This window comes from Rubinisphaera margarita, assembly GCF_022267515.1.
Lineage (GTDB): Bacteria > Planctomycetota > Planctomycetia > Planctomycetales > Planctomycetaceae > Rubinisphaera > Rubinisphaera margarita.
The window spans coordinates 17,189-33,566 of the sequence record NZ_JAKFGB010000017.1 but is presented as its reverse complement, the minus strand read 5'-3'; the positions used below and the strand labels follow the sequence as shown (position 1 = coordinate 33,566).

The window sequence follows — 16,378 nt, the reverse complement described above, 5'->3', positions numbered from 1 at the left end:
GGGCGAATCGCTGATGTCAAGCGTGATAGCAGATGATATTGTTCGGCAAGGCCACCATGTACTGAAGCACGTGTACGATTCAAAAATATTGGCGAAGTTACGTGATGAAGTTGTTGCAGCTTTGGCCTCATTCGGTTGGCTTGACAAAAGTCGGCCCAACACCGCGACCAGGCCATTAAAGCAACGCCAAGAAGGTAGTGCAGGGTGGTGGCAATGTTACGCTGGATTGCAGCGGATCGAGGGCATTCATCGGTTGGCCTTCGAACAGGACGTTGTCGACGCAGTGAGAGAAGCACTTGGTGGAGCTGTTTTCTCTCATGGTCGACGACCAATTAGTATCGTCTTTCCTGGCCATTGGATTCCACCCCATCAGGACTTTGTGACTGTGCAGGGTACTCCTGATACACTTACAGCGTGGATTCCACTTCTTGCGAACGTGAATGGTGAGTTCGTTTTGCGTATTGCGGATCAGTCGCTACGACCAATTGTTGCGCCCTTGTCGCATATGCGCGAAGGGGGAGTTGGCATTCGAACTGAGGCAGCGAAGATCGAGTTGCGTCCCGTCGGGGTTGAATTAGGAGATGCAATACTATTGCATGGTATGACAATCTATGAAGTCATGGCCAATAATTCGTCGATCATCAATTTTGCGTGCATGCACCGATTTCAGAGAGACGATCATCTCGTATGTGAAGCGTCGCTATATCCGCACCATTATCCGCGCGTGCCAGACTGGCCAGTCCTGTCTAAAGGCTGGGAACGTGAGTGGATATCATTTCCGGATAGGTTAAACATTTCAAAGTTTAAATTACCTCGCCACATTGAGCAATGGCATGAAGTACTTGAGGTCCCGCACTCATTGATGATTAACGGCCATGGATTCAAATCTGATTAAGGACTCCTCAGGTCTGAGGGGAGATTCTGCCGCACTAATCGATTCGCTCGTTGAGGACGGTTATCTCTACTTTAGGGATGCAATCGACTGCAGCCGTGTGAATGCTGCATGTAACGACGTGTGCGGTGTATTGAGGGGTTGTGGCTTGGCTAAGGGCAGTGTTCCGCTCAGGCCACGCGTGCTTGAGTTCGGTACAACATCGCCAAATTACTTGGATGTTTATAAGAAGCTGCAATCACTGGAGTCAATTCATCGGATTGCTTTTGATTGCGGACTCCGATCAATAATGAACGGTATTCTGTCGGGTTTCGCATATTGTCATCCTAATCGGATTATTCGGCACGTGTGGCCAAACACCTCGCCTCAAGCAGTGCCTAACATTCATTTCGACTATCCTACTTGGGGGATCAGGGACATGTTCACTTCCTGGATACCTCTTACGCCTATCTCAGAAGCTATGGGTGGGCTCCGCGTGTTAAGTGGTTCTCATCGTCATCCATTCTCAAATTGTAAATGGCAGGCTTTGGATTGCGGTGGATGGAAAGCGTCTGATTATCATGTTGGCGATGTCATAATCTTTCATTGCTATACTGTTCATGCAGTTCCGCCAAATGTCAGCGACTATGTTCGACTGTCTGTCGACTTTCGGTGGCACGATGTGCGTAATGGTACGCCCGACTGGGTCACAACTGCCGATGCTAACGTTGGGAACTGGGCGGAACTGGCGTCTCAGTGGAAGACTCAGCGTTGGATCGAGCCACCTTCATTCGGGGTTTTTGAAGAGAGTGGTGCCGACTTTGATATTGACGCATTACCAGTGAGCCAGTTTGTCCCTCGTTAGGTGACCCAAGATCTGAAACTCAATGGGAGGGGTTCACACTGGCGCATAATGATTTGGTCAAGTTGACATGCTAGCTGAATCGTGGTCGACAATCGAGCGCAATACGGCAATCGACGGCTGCATGGTCTTCAAGGCTGTCGGGGTGCCTGTACGGCCGTAAACTCTGCGGGCGTCCGATAGCCAAGCGAACCGTGCGGTCGCTTCTGGTTGTAGTCCCGCGGTCAGACCAAGGTCAGCTCCTGGGCAGGGGGAGATTCTCCATAATTTCCAGCGCCAGATACGCGCGCCGCAAATGGCGGTGGAAGCTCTCCGCGTAGCCGTTCCCCCAGGGTGAGCCGGGTGCGAGGTTAACGTCTTGAGTTCCAGCTCCGCCATCGATTTTTGGATGGTCTGGTACAGATTTCGGGAGCATGCCACCTCGATCCGCCACTGGAAAGGGAAGCCTCGCCACTCGTTTGCGGACATGCTGGCCGAACCGCGACGACAGACTCTATAAAAACAGAACAAAGTCAATTTATCGACCCCCGGTATTCCGCCGGGCGTCAAGAAATACATTCAACACTTAACCCGCCTGATCGAACTGGCAGCGTGAAAGTGCGAAAGTCGAACTAAGTGCGGGGACATGCAGACAGCAGTTTTCGAAAGGTGTACATTCCTTGGTGGTCTGGCAGAAGTGTGGTCGGGGTAAAGCCAGCCGCGCGAAAACAGCGAATGCTCGCTAGGTGATCAGCTTCAATGCCTGCCGAAACAGTCGTGGGGGGGAGGGCCATTGGTGTCCCCAGCCACGAAAGCAGAATTGATCTACCATGGCCTCTGTTACGGAAACTAGGGTGCACTGCCAATGCAATCCATGCTTCTGATCCGCCCTCCGATTTCTCAACGTCTATCAGGCCTATTACTTCGCCTTGGGTCGAGACCATCCAGCAATTCCTGTTTATGTCAGTCCGAGTTATTCGTTGCACGGTGTCAAGATAATTGGGACCAAGGCGGCAAGTCGTGCTGTGGTCTCGAGCCCAAGCGATTGGATCTGTATTGGCCAGCGTCGACAGAGGGGTGAATGCGTAAGGCATGTCAAGTGAAGCAATATGCATTCAGGAAGTATATCGGGTTTTTGGTAAATTTTCAAATGTTATAGCGACGTAGAGATTGAGAGGTCGCGATCTCTAATTGGGTAATTCCGAAATCTGTTGTATCACTAAGAGGATGTGAATCAATGTCTTGGTCAGTTGTGCTACTCATGTATGAGTGTGAGTCTCAATACCGGTTACCGGGTCAAGTGGAACGTGTTGGAGAGAGGGGGCGATAAGAGTGATAAGTTATCTTATGTAAATATAGGGATAAAATAATATTCTGCGTGCGACAGGAGGCAATATGGGTCATGTGCGTTCCATTGACGACGCGCGTCGATGTGCATCGTATAGCGATATGATCGCCTCTCCCAGGAAGGATGTCTCTTTAATGGTGGCGTCGCTAGTGAGTGCCTCTCTATGAGGTTGGGATTCTGTCGATAGTCTGTCTTTGAGTTGTTCCAACTTTGTCTCCGCGTCAGTTCGAGCGGCAGGCAAAATATCGGAAAAAGTTTTAGCTCCTTCGGGGGTGCTGCTTAGAGGACTGGGAGGGGCGATCTGGCAGAGTGCTGATTCTGCTTCAAAGAAATATTTGATCGCGCGATACTGTCGGAAGGGGTCATCTCGTGCGATTCGTACGGCATTCCGAAAGCTTTCGAAAATTCCTTGTTCTGCCGATCGCTTTCGAAATATCAGACAATCGCCAGCTCTGTTATGGAGTGGTTCCAGAAGCCCGTAAATTCTAAGCCGCAGGATGTAGAGGCGGTTCCACCATAAGCTGCTCTGGCTATGACCACTGAGGTGCAGCTCTGCTTGGTCGAGTAGTGCAGTGGCTTCGTCCAGCACCGAGATGTAGAGACGCCTCAAATGTCGTTGTGCATTCTCACGCCAGGCATCCTGGCTTGGGTGTTTGTGCGGTGAAGATTTTCTGATGCACTCCGAGATCCGTGTCGGGATGAATATCACACGTGCATCGGAGTGTCTGTGGACTTCTTGGCGGACAGTGGCCATGGAGCACTGCGTCCCCCCCGGTAGCCCATCAAGAAGAGCTATCCTTATCTCCTTGCCTTTGCCATGCAACTCAGAGAACGCTTGAATGTTTTGTGGCTCTCCATCAGAAGAAATGCTCCAATCGCTACTACTCAAGAACGGAGTTATATAGACGCATTCGGTCAATACAGCTTCGGCCCTTCGAAGTTCAATGACGGCGAGGTCAGCGGGACCGGCCCCGGGGAACTTACTAAGGAGCGCTTGGGCTTCGTTGAAATGCCGCGTCGACTCGAAGAACCGACCAATGTTCGCTAGGCATACCCCATAAAGAGTGTGTAGCTTTATACGAGAGTATATATCGTAAACTAGGAGCCAGGCTGGGAGATGTTTACAAAAATCTATTGCAAGATTACAGGCAATCGTGGCTCCAATCCAACGTGAAGCGTCGATAGATCCAGTTGCGTGGAAAACCAGTTTAGCTCGACGCAGGGAGAGATAAGCAAATTCACCTAACATCCAAATGATGTCGTGCAGCATCTGCGGGCTTCTACCGTGAAGCGATTTCCAGCGTGCCTTGTGTTTGGAGATCCCTTCGATGGCAGCATCATTGACGATGCAAAAGTCCGTGGACGTACTTGCATCAGATATGTCTGTTATTGATTGGAGCAGGGAGCTGCCAAGAATGCGGGGGCTACTGAACAGATACTCGCAATACTCGTGAAACTGATCCGTACCCTGGTTAATTTGCTTCCAGCCATGGTCGACTTCAAGTTCAGTGGAGGGCTCCGGCGATGAGGGTGTCATCTTCTACTCCTGGGTGGCATGAGTGTCTTGGATCGGGTGCTCAAACGGGGAGCCACTGTATCGAAAGGCTGAAAGACCGGAATTAAGAGGAGACACCATCGAGACAATATGGCGATGTTCGCGGCCTCCTTCGAGCTGAATCTCATTTGATAGTGACGAAAGTGTGTGTGAGAACGAGTCAGTAATAATTCGTAACCGGTCTCGCTCGCGCTTCTCGGGGGTCAAGCGATCGACGATATCGTGAAGTGCAGTGTGGATGCGCTCGCGATGTTCGGTTCCAATCCATGATACCTCTAGGGCGCTGGATTGCCACAACATGATCTCTTTCCACGCTAAATGTAACGTTTTTTGGGCTTCGATAACTGCAGTCTCGAATAGAGTGATCTGATACTCTCGAAGTTCTTCTTGTTTGGCCGCCGATAGCCTTCGAGAGGATCCGGAGGCGGAAGCCTTAAACTTAGCGAAAGGGCTATACATCGCTGCCATTAAGCGTTGATGGACGGCTTCAACGATTGGGGTCAGATGGCCGCATGAGCAGAATGCCTTGTTGTACCAGTCGCCTATCCAGAAGTGAATTCGGGATCGCATTTCCAGTAGAAAACGATTTCCGGGGCGTGTTTCTCCGGATGCTTTATGGCCATAGTGTAGATCGACGCGTTCGAGAAGGTGTTGTAGGGTGAGGCGAATGTCTCGATGCATCCAGACAGAGCCACCAGGCTTATCGAAAAATACCTTGCCAGAACGCAGTTGGTCGATCCAGAGTTTTGCCTCCTCAGCTCTTATGACGTCATTGTCGATGCTGTTGCAGTTGAAGCGAAATGGGCAGTGAAAGGCAGCCTCAGAGCACAGAGCGTTCAGGTGGCGCGAATGCCGGAACAGTGTAATAGCATATAAGAATACAATTCTTCTGTACTCGACGGAGTTTTTCTGGATTATAGACTGCGGCAGTACGTTAAAGGGTTTCAGGATGTCATCAATCAACGTGCGGAATACACTTACGGATTCAGCGGTGTGAAGAATGGAAGTTTCGCGTTCGGGGGAAAGGTTTGGCAGGAGTTGCGCGTCTGCTATGTGGTCGTGCGGCCAGTCTCTCCAGGAGTCCACAGTGTTGCAGTGCGCGTCCCAGTTCGTAAAGTCGTGGCTCTTTGACTCAAGGTGCCAATCAAGTGGGCGTTGGATCCCAAGCTTGTCGGAGTTTGCAAGCGGTGAGTCTGGGAATTGGCTTTTTCGTAATGCTCGCGTCCTAAGAAGCGGAAAGTAGAGAGTACGTATTCCAGCCTTGCCGAACGCATCTATTATGCAGTGCAAGGCGTAAAAGTGGTCTTCATTCCAAGGAGATGATAGTAATCCGGCGCATCCGCCATAAGAGTCGCGTCCATAAATCAGGAGGACGATGTTGTCAGCATCGATGCGGGTATCCTCAAATAATCGCTTGATGTGCTCAGAAATACATTCAGAGATCTTGTCTGCGTCAGATGGCGTCATCGCCCCGCCCCCGAGCGGAGGGCTCAAACTGTCTCTCAATAGCTGAGAAAGCGGGTGCTGCGTGACGTGGCGTCCTTGAAAACTCCCGTGACGGACCGCTAGCGTGCGGAAGAAGTCACGCAGCATAGAGTCAGCGTCCATGTAGTCCTGGGTTTCTAGCCAGAATACCTTCTTGGAGGTCGTTGCAGTCAGTTCGTCGACCGCAAGTGCAGCCGCGCGAACGACGCCACCGGGTGAATCCAGAAGTACCGGGCTCTTACTGCCTTCTCTCGGGGCGTGCTCGGGATCGGAGTGTTGGTTCTTGTAGAGCGGTTGCCATTGCTCAGCGATGCAAGGTCCGTATTTGACTGGCCGGTAGCGTCCACCGGAATCGAGAAAAATGTCATCCTTTCGTATGACATCAAGAATAAGTTCTTTGAGGTGTTTGGTGATCGCGTCCCTCCACAAGTTGCGAGCCTTGGCTGCTGTGTACGATTCCGCCAGCACGATCCTCGCTGCCTCTAGAGGGTGTTCTGCAGTATCGGCACACGATTGCACTGAACTTATAAGGGCGTCGTCATGGTCGAAAGCTCTCCAGCGACCAGGGGGTAACGCGTGCGCAAATTCGTATGTCAGGCCTCCCGGAGGAAGTGAAAGAACCAGTCTTTGATAGAGTTGGTAGAGTAGTAGGTCGGGGCGCGATGTTCTTGTGATTCGAACCTGATTGTCATAGTCGGGAGCGCTGAAAAGGCGAGAGATTCTCTTAACATCCGAATTCGAATAGCAGATCCAATACACAATTCTCCTTGAGTGGCGATCAGTGTCGCCAACGGCACGGCCTTGTGGTTGTTCTAGCCAAGACTTTATCAGCTGTACGCAGCGTGGATCAGCTCCTCCGTACCCGACGACCAATAGCCGTTTCGATTCTGGCAATTGAAGAAAGGTTGAGTCTCGAAGGTTGCCTGCGCCTCTGGTAAGGTAGGCGGAGAAGATTTCCTTGTCCTCGTCGGACGGTTCGTCGTCGAGAGTTAGGTCTGCCCGGGTATCGTGTACCTCTCCGTGTAGTTTTACAAGGGCTAGGTCAGATCCCACGGTCTGGGCGTCAGGCAAGTGGCCCTTAGAGCTAACTGGAAGAACCCGAATGCGATAATTCAGAAGACGAAACGCATCCTCTATTAGTGTGTCAAAGTTGGTAGTCAATACAGAGTGGATGCGCAATGGGCCGGCTAGGTGAGCTAGCATCTTGTGCCCTAAGTTGGGGTACTTGTCTTGAGTGATTACGGAGTTGAAACGATCGATCACCGAATTGTGTGGAGGAGCCAAAGTGGGATAGCCGTCGATAATTGCAACGGACGCGAGGAATTCAAGCGTTTCTCGCCAATCGTGCAGCGCCCTGACGCCGATTTCAACGATCCGTTGCCGGTACGAGCGGCTAGTGTCCGATAGGATGAGGTCTATAGTCGATCTGGAGACGCTTCCGCGTCCTCGCATGTGAGTAATCCAGTCGGCGATTCGTTTCACGCGTTCTTCGGGCCGCCGAGCATCGGATGCTGCGAGTAGCGATGGAATTTGAGGATGCGCTAGGCTGGCGAGTAGCTCATGAGTAGGCGGCTTGACGTGCTTTGGTGCTAATGATCTGATAAAGTGTGATCCCTTGTCCCAATTTATCGTCAATTCGTACCGCTCGCAAATCGACTCGAACTCGGCGGTCAACCATTCGGTTGCCTTTTCGATTTCTTTGTTCGAGGGTTGTGGGGGCCAACCTTGCCGCCGCAGATCCCAGTGACTGGGAATCCCCTCACCATGTGTTCGTTCGCGTTTCTTCGGATCGCAAAGTACCAAGTAGGTTGTGAACGCTAAATAGTTTGTAAATTCGATGCCCATAATTATGCCAGATGCACTGGAAAGTCCCGAGCCAACGAATGGTACGAAGCTATATCCCGTATCTGAGTCCTGAACAATCTTGCTGATGAATTGGTGGTCGTCAAATGACGAAATGCTCATTTGGTTTGGCCCAGTACTCGAAAGGTGTAATGAAGCTCGGCAAGCGTTATCTGCTCTGCGAGGGATACTGGTCAGGCATTCACAGGATGGGCGTTGTGTTAGGCAATGTCAACGCCAAGAGCACGCCGGAAATGGTGATATCGGGAAAGGATGTCGAAGTGTGGTGAAGTTCTGCCTTCGCGGAATGCGCTGTGCAGTGGCCCCCCGTGGCGGCCTGCAAAAGTCGAGGGGAATGACGCGTGCGTGTGATGTCAATCTGTACAGGAGAGGTGGCCAGCATTCATTTCGAGTTGGTGGTAGGCGTCTTCATTGTCATGTGTGTCCCGGCTCTCTAGGTTGACGCAGCGAAGCTGAGCCCTGTTTCCAAGGGTGCGGACAGTTCCCATCTAAAAGCATTGCTTTCTCTGAAGTCGTCGGTGCGCTGCGGCTAAAGTCCAGTTGCGTTCCGCTCTCATAAACCGCCACGCGTGATCTCCGTCGATAAACTCCTTACTGCTGTCTGTCAGAAGTTTCGTGGGGTAGCCATGAGGGTCATGGTCCTGCATTCGTATACTTCCGCTGCGGCAACCTGCACGTACGAACTGTCGATAGTTCTTCGTGACTATTCACTCTGGTCGGCGGCTCGTAGTCGATCGAGTAATTTGTGATGCAACGCGTCTCAGGTGCCGGCCTTCTGCCTGTCCCGCGGTCGTCGCCAGCAGGTCATCCCGCTGCCACCCCATCTCCCGGGGAATGCTGCTCTTGAGCACGAAGATGATCCCGGTCAAAGCCGCCCTTGCCCGCCGGCAGTCGCCCTTTCCCGGGGAAGGGCGCGCTTGGCACCGTCTCAGTGGGCTTCTCGCAATTCATTGGGCACCAATGAATGGCCATTGGCAATTCCTTCATTGGTCAACATGAATTCCCAATCTGAAGTCACATCATGCCAATCACGCCAACCAATTGTGATCTAGCTGATGGATCGGAAGTGTTTATGGGGCGTCTAGTGGGCGCAATGTGGCGTTCGACTAAATAAAGAATAAACTGCCTCTGGAGGAATAGGTTCTGAACCATAGGAATGTGTTCCCATTGACATATGTGTCGCTGGTCGTGCATAAGTGATTGGAGACATCGAAGGAGTGAGTCAATGGAATATATTCAGCAACAGAGTGATAGCATAGAGATTGGGGACATAATCCCCGGAAAAGGAGTGTACGCGGGAAAATGGAGTTCAAAGAACCAGGACGGACAACCCACCGGAGAGAAATTTAGTGTTTACGCCGCGCCAGAGGATTTGCGAGAAGGTAACGGGCAGTCGTTGGCCCTCTCCTTTAATGATGCTGTTGTTCAAGTTGCACAGATAACAAACCTGCTAGGCCACAACGGTGCCTCGTTTGGATGTGACGAGGAGATCGGAGATGCGGTAATTGCTGGGAGGTACGACCAACTCGCGAAGTGGTTTGTACCCCCGGCGGACGTTCTCGTAGAAAATTTGTACGAAAATTCGTACGAGGGCGGTTTTAGGTACACCTTCTCAACAGCAAATAATCTTCATAGTGCAGATTGGTATTGGTCCTGCACCAGGCATGGAGACGACCGAAGTCAGGTGGCATCAGTGCAATTCTCCCGCGGCCTCTGCGTGGAAGCCAGCTGGGGAGGAGTGCCAGTGTGGAGGTCTAAGGATCATTTTCGACTATCCGTTCGTCCAATTAGGCTAGAGCCGATTGTGTAGCCATTCAACGACGCTGAGCAGGTAGAAGAGACGCCTGAATTCCACAAAGTGGTGGACGCGGTGTTTGCACCGGATGCTGAGGCGACGACAATCACTCAGCCAGGCAAGCGTCCCCTCGGTCGCAATGGCGAATGTCGTATCAGCGGTGACCTTGTAATTTGATGCGGTCGTCGTGTTTTGGTTCTTTGCTGTCGGCAGGATGCAGATGTGTTGCCGGGCGGCAGGATCTTTATGGGGATAGTTCACTCGGCACATGAGTTACTTCTTGAGGTTGTGTAGAAAGGCTGTGAATATGATGTGAGACCTATGCAGTGCATAGGAGACAAGCCTATCTCAGTTGCTTTTCTTGGTATCCTGCTTTTCTTCCCGTCTGGACCGCCGCTCCGGTCCTCCATATCGTTCAGCATGTTGATTGCAACCCAAGGTAAAAATGTTGCTGCGACCCGGCAGTATTTCGAAACGGTGCTCACTCAGGGTGATTACTACCTTGGGCAAGAGGTCGCCGGCAACTGGTATGGACGCGGTGCTGAATTATTGGGCCTCGGCGCCGGTTCTCGGGTGACTCGGGAACAGTTTGCCGCTTTGCTCTCCGGCAAACATCCACGCAGCGGGGCTGCGCTAACGCAGCGGCAGCGTCAGGATCGCCGGCCCGGCGTCGACCTGACTTTCTCAGTCCCCAAGAGCGTGTCACTGGCCTGGGCCATTAACAATGATGAGCGGATCGTAGATGCACTGCGGCAGGCCGTTCACGAAACGATGGAAAAAGATATCGAGCCGCTCATGATGCGGCGGGTTCGCGACAAAGGAAGAGCCGCCACGAAAGAACGAACTCGGACGGGCAAACTCATCTACGCCGAGTTTCTCCACAAGACATCGCGGCCCGTCGAAGGACGGCCCGATCCGCACCTGCACGTCCACGCTTTCGCGATCAACTGGACGGAACAGAATGGCCGTCACTATGCCGGGGAGTTCGAAGAGATCATTCGTCAGCGGCCCAGTCTCCAGGCAAAGTTCGAAGCCCGTCTGGCTCACAAGCTCCAGAAAGAACTCGGCTACAGCGTCGAACGCACCCAGTATCGGCAGAGCGGCCGGCTCAAGGCCGGCTGGGAGCTCTGTGGAATTGACCGGGCCACGATCGAGAAGTTCAGCCGGCGTACTGAGCAGGTGGAATCCGCTGCCGAGCAAAACGGGATCAAAGATGCCGCAGAGAAAAGCCGCCTCGGCAAGCTGACCCGGGAAAAGAAATCGGCCGATACCTCGATCGAAGAACTCCGCCGGGAATGGTCATCGCGTCTCGACAACGGAGAGCGCGAGGCCTTCCGCAGCCTGAAGTCGCCGTCTCTGGAACGAGCCTGGTCGCGTCAGAATGCTGACGCGGAGCAAGCCTTAAAGTTCGCTCTTGATCATCACTTGTTTCGTCAGTCGACGGTCGAGCGGCATCAGGTGATTGGGACGGCTCTGGAACAGGCGGTGAGCGTGTTGCCGGAACAGATGGAGACCGCTTTCGCGAAGCTGAAGCTCGTCAGACGAACGCACAACGTGGAAGGTGCTCAGCGCGAACTCGTCACGACCAGAGAGGTCCTCGACACTGAACGTGACGTGATTGCCTTCGCCCGTGAGGGGCGGGGCACGCGCCGTCCGCTCGGTCAGAAAGAGTACGAGTTCAAACGCGACTGGCTGAATCCCCAGCAGAAAGCGGCGGTGCAGAGTGTGCTCACATCCCGGGACACCGTCATGGCGATTACCGGAGGTGCCGGCACCGGGAAATCATCCCTGATGCAGGAAGCCGCCGAGGCGGTCCGGGGCAATGGGAAAGAAGTCCGGGCGTTCGCCCCGTCCACCGGCGCCTGCGAAGTGCTTCAGGAAAAGGGTTTCAAAAACGCGCAGACGGTGGAGTATCTCCTGCGGAGCGAGAAGCTCCAGGCGGAGCTGAAGAACCAGGTCTTGTGGATCGACGAGGCCGGCTTGCTGGATGTCCGATCGATGCAGGGATTGTTCCGGATCGCCAAGCAGCAGCAGGCTCGGGTGGTGCTTTCCGGGGATACGAGACAGCACGCCTCCCCTCGTCGCGGTGAAGCTCTGCGACTGCTCGAACGCGAGGCTGGTCTGAATATCGCTCGCGTGGAAACCATTCAACGCCAAAAGGGAGACTATCAGCGGGCGGTCGAGCTGATCAGTAAAGGGCACGAGATTGTTGATACCCGAACGGGCACAACGGGGTTACTCGCCGGATTCGATCTGCTCGACCGGCTCGGAAAGGTTCAGGAGTTGTCCACGGAGGATCGACATGCGGTGCTCGCAGAAAGCTATGTCAAATCGCAGGTGGCCGGACGGTCCACGCTGGTTGTCGCACCGACGCATAATGAAGCCGCCGCGGTGACCCAAGAGATTCGGACTGAACTCAGAAAACAGGGCCGACTTCCGGAAATAGAGCACAGCGTGAAGCAGCTGCGGTCCTTGAACCTCACGGACGCCCAGAAATCCCAGCCCTCGACTTACGCGGACTCCCGAGATTGGGTCATTCAGTTTCATCAGAACGTCAAAGGCGGTTTCAAGAAAGGAGAGCGTTACCGGGTCAACGGGGTTCAGGAAAACCGTGTTTCACTCATCAGCATTGATGGCCAGCAGCAAAAGTGGCTTCCCGCTGCCGCATCACAGCGGTTCGAGGTCTATCACGAAGCAGAGCTGCGGCTCGCAGCGGGGGACAAGATCCGCTTCAGCCTCGGCGGCAAGGGGCGAGACGGCAAGCAGCGAATCAGCAACGGCCGGCTCGATGAGGTGCAGTCGATCAGTGCCAGTGGCGAACTTCGTCTCAAGAGTGGCCTGGTCATTGATCGCGACTATGGCCATCTCGATCTGGGTTATGTCATCACCAGTCATGCGAGCCAGGGAAAGGATCGGCACGTGGCGATAGCGGCCATGGGATCGGAATCCCTGCCTGCTATTAACGCCAAACAGTTCTACGTGACGGTCTCACGGGGCAGCGAAGACGTGCAGATCTATGTTGATAACAAGGCACGGGTACGACAGGCGATTGCTCGTTCCGGAGAGCAAATGTCAGCCACAGAGATGGTCAATGCCGCACATTCTGACAGGACAGTGGCGCGGGAGCATGTGTCCCCTCGCCTGCCGCAGCGATCCTGGGGGCGGCAGGTCATGGCGTCGTTTCAGGAGCGGATTGTTTCCTGGTGGAAGGAACGAGCGAACAATGGATCGATGCGGAGCGAGCCTGGACGGCAACATGCGGCGACTCGCATGCATCTCCCGAGTTTTGGTCCCGAACTGAGCAGGAGCTATTGAGATGTCATCTGTTGCCAAAGCCTTCGCCGAACACCGCCGCGAGCAGATCATCCGGCCGCGGCCGCAATCGGTGCTGCCGAATCCGTCGAGCCCCCTCCTCCCGTGGCTGGCGGTCCGCCATGGCGAGCAGCCGCCGATCATGCTGCAGCTGCGATTTCGGGTCGGTTCCTTTCGGAGCTTCGCGTACAGTGACCTTCGAGAGATCTATTTCCGGGACGCCGGCCACGTGGAACTGGGAGTCTTCGGGATGGTGCCACGCATTATCACGCTGGCGGGACGCAATCTCCGGGAACTTGCGGAATACCTCGGCAGTGGTCTGGTCTACTGGATTGAAGAGAGCGATCCCCGCACGCTCGATGTTCCCGAAGCGAGTCCCTGGATCGACGAAATCCGCATTGAGGAATTGCGATCCTCGTAGCCATCGAGGAGCCGTCCCAAGTTTGGGACTGGCCGCGAGTCGCCGGGGCAATAGGAAAAGAGTTCGCGTGTTCTTTCGAAGCGAAGGGCCTGCCGGGTTGGAAGCCGGCAGGCCTGGTTCGTCAGGCGGCTTCGCCAGTCTTCGCGGCTTCTGAGCGGAGGACCTGTTGCTCGTGTATCCAGCTATGGGCCAGATCACAGAGTTTGGCAAGATTCAAGAGATCATCTTTGCCGAAGCTGCGGGTCTGTTTCCATTCGTCGCCAGAGCGGTAACTTCGGTTGAACTGGGTGTTGTAGAAGACCTGACCCTCATCAGTGCGGTTCTCAAAGATCGCCACGCTGAGCGTGCTGAGTCGGATACGGTGGATGGGTGTGTTGTCGTGTGACATGGTGTTCTCCTTGGTTGAGTTGTGGCTGGCTCACTGTGATCAGCCTTGAGCGACCAGTAGCCACGCCGAGTGACCGACGTCATGGTCCACACGTTTATGCGGGCCGACCATTGACGTTCCGAGGTCACGAGCGTGGCACAAGCGGGACAGGCTGAATCACGAGAGGCCAGTCCAGTTCAGCAGTGAGGTGAACGCCTGACGGACAACTTCCATGCCATGGAGATTTTTCCAGAAGCATCACCGCGAGCCCCCTCTTCCAGCCACGATGCCGGGTTGTCATCTATCGGACCCTTGAACATCGGTTATGGCAATTCAGAACGCGGGGAGATACGGCAAGCGACGCGCTTCAGATAATTCTCGACTCATCATTTGAAATGAGATATCATGATATCAGGAGGTGGTTTGAAGATGGCCCAGTTTATGGTTCGAAATCTCGAAGACGATGTGCACGAGCGGCTCAAGGAATTGGCCCGCCGCCAGGGGCGTAGCTTTGAAGACATGGTGCGGGACATTCTGCGGAATGCGATCCTGCGTCAACCGGAGCCGAGAAAAGGTCTCGGAACACGATTGGCGGAGCGGTTTGCCAAGCATAAGCTCGACAAGGAGCTGCCGGAACTTCCGCGTCAGAACGTGGAACCACAGAGCTTTGAGCGATGATCGTCCTCGATTCGAACGTAATTTCCGCACTGATGCGTCAGCCCGAGCAGGCGTTGATTGAGTGGCTGAATGCTCAACCACCGGAGTCTCTCTGGACGACCAGCATTTGTGTCTATGAAATCGAATTCGGACTGCAGTCACTCCCCAAAGGAAAGCGTCGCAAGGGGCTTCAGAGCGATTTCGAGCGTGCGATGGAGGAGGACTTGGAAGGGCGGATCCTCGACTTTGATGGTCCGGCCGCCCAGCATGCCGCTGCGATTTCTGCTCATCTCCGGAGCATTGGCCGTCCCATCGATGTGAGAGACGCGATGATCGCTGGAATCGTGCTCTCGCGCCATGCCACTTTGGCGACGCGAAATCTCAAGCATTTCGCTGAGACGGGCGTGAAGCTCGTCAATCCTTGGGAACTGGATCTTCATTGACCCCCGATCCGGGTGACTTCCAGACGATGAAATCCCGATTGGCGTCGGAGATGAAGAAGCCGAACGTTTCATTCTCGGCCGTGATCAGCACTTCAAAGCCAGGCATTTCGTGGCTTCGATGGACCGCTCGCCGTGACTGGACCGCTCTGAGTGGGACGTTGCGTTGCTTGAGTTTCTCCATCGCGTAAAGGGCGAAGTGAATCGCCTCTTCGAGGAGGTAGAATTCATCTCCCGCGAAAGAGTGGTCGTAGCGCAAGTCCGGCTTTTCTGACATCTGGATCGTACGTCGGGGCATGGATCTGCCCCTCGCAGTTCCAGGAGATTGTCTGATCTCGGATCACTAATGGAAACGCTTCAATCTGTCACGAAATTCCCGAAGCTAGTAGTTCTCGCTCGTCTCAAGGCCACTTGCCGACACGCGATGTAGCGATTCGTCAGCAAATCAAAGAGTGGATTTCGGCTGCGCCAACCAATCAGCCTGTGTCTCTGATTCCGGAACAGTGCGTCCCAGAATCCAGTCAGCGGAACGTTGTGCGGCTCCCGCTGCGGTGATCACCAGTCGTTTATCGCCTTTGAGCACAGCACGCCAGCTATCGATGTAGGCTGCGGACTGTTCAATCGTCGGCGGGCTGATGCCGCATGCTGCAGAAAGAAAGGCGGCCGACATTTCAGCCACCAATTCCTCCTTGCCATAGTCGGGGGAGCCGAAGGGAGCGAGTTTTGTATCGAGCCCTCGATTGAGCCGCGTGCTGTGACCGGTGGAGTGAGACAGTTCATGAAACAGTGTCGCATAGTACGATTCACCCGATTCGAATTGTTCGGGATCGGGAATCTCGACTCGGTCCAGAGCAGGGCGATACACGGCCTGTCGGCCACGGAGAATGATCTCAGGTCCATAGCGGTAGCCGGCGACGATTCGCTCGGCTTCGGCAATGCGTTCGACTGGAGGCACCGATACTTCAGATTGCTCGGCATCCGGTGGTGTGAACCCGTCACACTGCTCGGCATTGAAGACGTTGTAGTGCCTTAGCACGGGAATCTTGACTTCTTCGTCAGTCTGGGGATCAGTACGGTTAACCTGTTTCCAGAAGACGATCAGCGTCGATTTTTCACCCTTCCGAACCCGCCCTCCCTGTTGTTGAGCCTGCTTGAAGGTCAGCCAGAAATCGGACCGAAAGCCCTCCTCCCAAGTCCTCATCGCGAGCAGGAATACATTGATGCCACGATACTCTTTCCCGGAATCGAGGTTCCGGGGCCAGCCTCCGCCCGTTCCCCGTCGAATCGGATTCCGCCACGGAACGGTGCCCTGGTCGAGCAGTTTCAAGACGCGATCAGTCACGTCCTGATAAAGATCACTGGAAGGCTGCTTCTTCATCCGGTCCACCCGAGTTGTTGCCGTGCAGTTCATCAATGCACACAA

General features: G+C 54.1%; 14 protein-coding genes and 2 pseudogenes. 7 read left to right on the top strand and 9 right to left on the bottom strand.

Going from position 1 to position 16,378, the window contains the following annotated elements:
- Both L1A08_RS17740 and L1A08_RS17735 read left to right on the top strand, forming a co-directional pair.
- The coding region (locus L1A08_RS17740; protein WP_238757863.1) for a hypothetical protein at positions 1-895 on the top strand (895 nt) is incomplete at its 5' end.
- Positions 876-1,736 carry a phytanoyl-CoA dioxygenase family protein gene (locus L1A08_RS17735; protein ID WP_238757862.1) on the top strand — a complete coding sequence of 287 codons (861 nt, stop codon included), beginning with the start codon at positions 876-878 and terminating at the stop codon, positions 1,734-1,736. The genes L1A08_RS17740 and L1A08_RS17735, both read left to right, overlap by 20 nt.
- A 128-nt stretch (positions 1,737-1,864) precedes the next feature.
- On the opposite strand, the pseudogene L1A08_RS23055 reads toward L1A08_RS17735, so the two are convergent.
- From L1A08_RS23055 to L1A08_RS23040, 6 genes and pseudogenes are all read right to left on the bottom strand, one after another.
- Positions 1,865-1,954, bottom strand: a pseudogene (locus L1A08_RS23055) (integrase core domain-containing protein); the annotation flags it as partial.
- A 14-nt stretch (positions 1,955-1,968) separates the two neighbouring features.
- Positions 1,969-2,148: an integrase core domain-containing protein gene (locus tag L1A08_RS23050; protein WP_390896916.1), complete on the bottom strand. Its 180-nt coding sequence runs from the start codon at positions 2,146-2,148 to the stop codon at positions 1,969-1,971.
- 196 nt (positions 2,149-2,344) lie between these two features.
- Positions 2,345-2,806 carry a GNAT family N-acetyltransferase gene (locus tag L1A08_RS23045; RefSeq protein ID WP_390896918.1) on the bottom strand — a complete coding sequence of 154 codons (462 nt, stop codon included), beginning with the start codon at positions 2,804-2,806 and terminating at the stop codon, positions 2,345-2,347.
- A gap of 306 nt (positions 2,807-3,112) precedes the next feature.
- Positions 3,113-4,597, bottom strand: a complete 1,485-nt coding sequence (locus L1A08_RS17730; RefSeq protein ID WP_238757861.1) for a hypothetical protein — start codon at positions 4,595-4,597, stop codon at positions 3,113-3,115.
- 3 nt (positions 4,598-4,600) lie between these two features.
- Positions 4,601-8,065, bottom strand: a complete 3,465-nt coding sequence (locus tag L1A08_RS17725; protein ID WP_238757860.1) for an SIR2 family protein — start codon at positions 8,063-8,065, stop codon at positions 4,601-4,603.
- Between the two features lie 661 nt (positions 8,066-8,726).
- Positions 8,727-8,910: pseudogene (locus L1A08_RS23040) on the bottom strand (hypothetical protein); the annotation flags it as partial.
- Between the two features lie 278 nt (positions 8,911-9,188).
- Between L1A08_RS23040 and L1A08_RS17715 the strand changes: the two are divergent.
- The 3 genes from L1A08_RS17715 to L1A08_RS17705 all read left to right on the top strand — a co-directional run bounded on the left by L1A08_RS17715 (position 9,189) and on the right by L1A08_RS17705 (position 13,491).
- A complete protein-coding gene (locus L1A08_RS17715) occupies positions 9,189-9,773 on the top strand; it encodes a hypothetical protein (protein ID WP_238757859.1) in 585 nt (194 codons plus the stop codon).
- Between the two features lie 405 nt (positions 9,774-10,178).
- A complete protein-coding gene (gene mobF / locus L1A08_RS17710; RefSeq protein WP_238757858.1) occupies positions 10,179-13,073 on the top strand; it encodes a MobF family relaxase in 2,895 nt (964 codons plus the stop codon).
- Position 13,074: 1 nt separating this feature from the next.
- On the top strand, positions 13,075-13,491 hold the full coding sequence (locus L1A08_RS17705; protein ID WP_238757857.1) for a hypothetical protein: 417 nt from the start codon (positions 13,075-13,077) through the stop codon (positions 13,489-13,491).
- A gap of 121 nt (positions 13,492-13,612) precedes the next feature.
- On the opposite strand, the gene L1A08_RS17700 is transcribed toward L1A08_RS17705, so the two are convergent.
- Positions 13,613-13,879, bottom strand: coding sequence for a hypothetical protein (locus L1A08_RS17700; protein ID WP_238757856.1), 267 nt, complete (start codon positions 13,877-13,879; stop codon positions 13,613-13,615).
- 408 nt (positions 13,880-14,287) lie between these two features.
- On the opposite strand from L1A08_RS17700, the gene L1A08_RS17695 reads away from it, so the two are divergent.
- Entirely contained in the window at positions 14,288-14,536 is a 249-nt protein-coding gene (locus L1A08_RS17695) for a FitA-like ribbon-helix-helix domain-containing protein (RefSeq protein WP_238757855.1), read from the top strand.
- Positions 14,533-14,958, top strand: coding sequence for a type II toxin-antitoxin system VapC family toxin (locus L1A08_RS17690; protein ID WP_238757854.1), 426 nt, complete (start codon positions 14,533-14,535; stop codon positions 14,956-14,958). The genes L1A08_RS17695 and L1A08_RS17690 overlap by 4 nt, the downstream gene beginning before the upstream one ends.
- On the opposite strand, the gene L1A08_RS17685 is transcribed toward L1A08_RS17690, so the two are convergent.
- Both L1A08_RS17685 and L1A08_RS17680 read right to left on the bottom strand, forming a co-directional pair.
- Complete coding sequence (locus L1A08_RS17685) at positions 14,930-15,253, bottom strand: hypothetical protein (protein ID WP_238757853.1); 324 nt, start codon at positions 15,251-15,253, stop codon at positions 14,930-14,932. The genes L1A08_RS17690 and L1A08_RS17685 overlap by 29 nt on opposite strands.
- A 147-nt stretch (positions 15,254-15,400) precedes the next feature.
- The gene (locus L1A08_RS17680; RefSeq protein WP_238757852.1) at positions 15,401-16,333 is read right to left on the bottom strand and encodes an ArdC family protein; all 933 of its coding nucleotides are present in this window, start codon (positions 16,331-16,333) and stop codon (positions 15,401-15,403) included.
- Between the last annotated feature and the right edge of the window lie 45 nt (positions 16,334-16,378).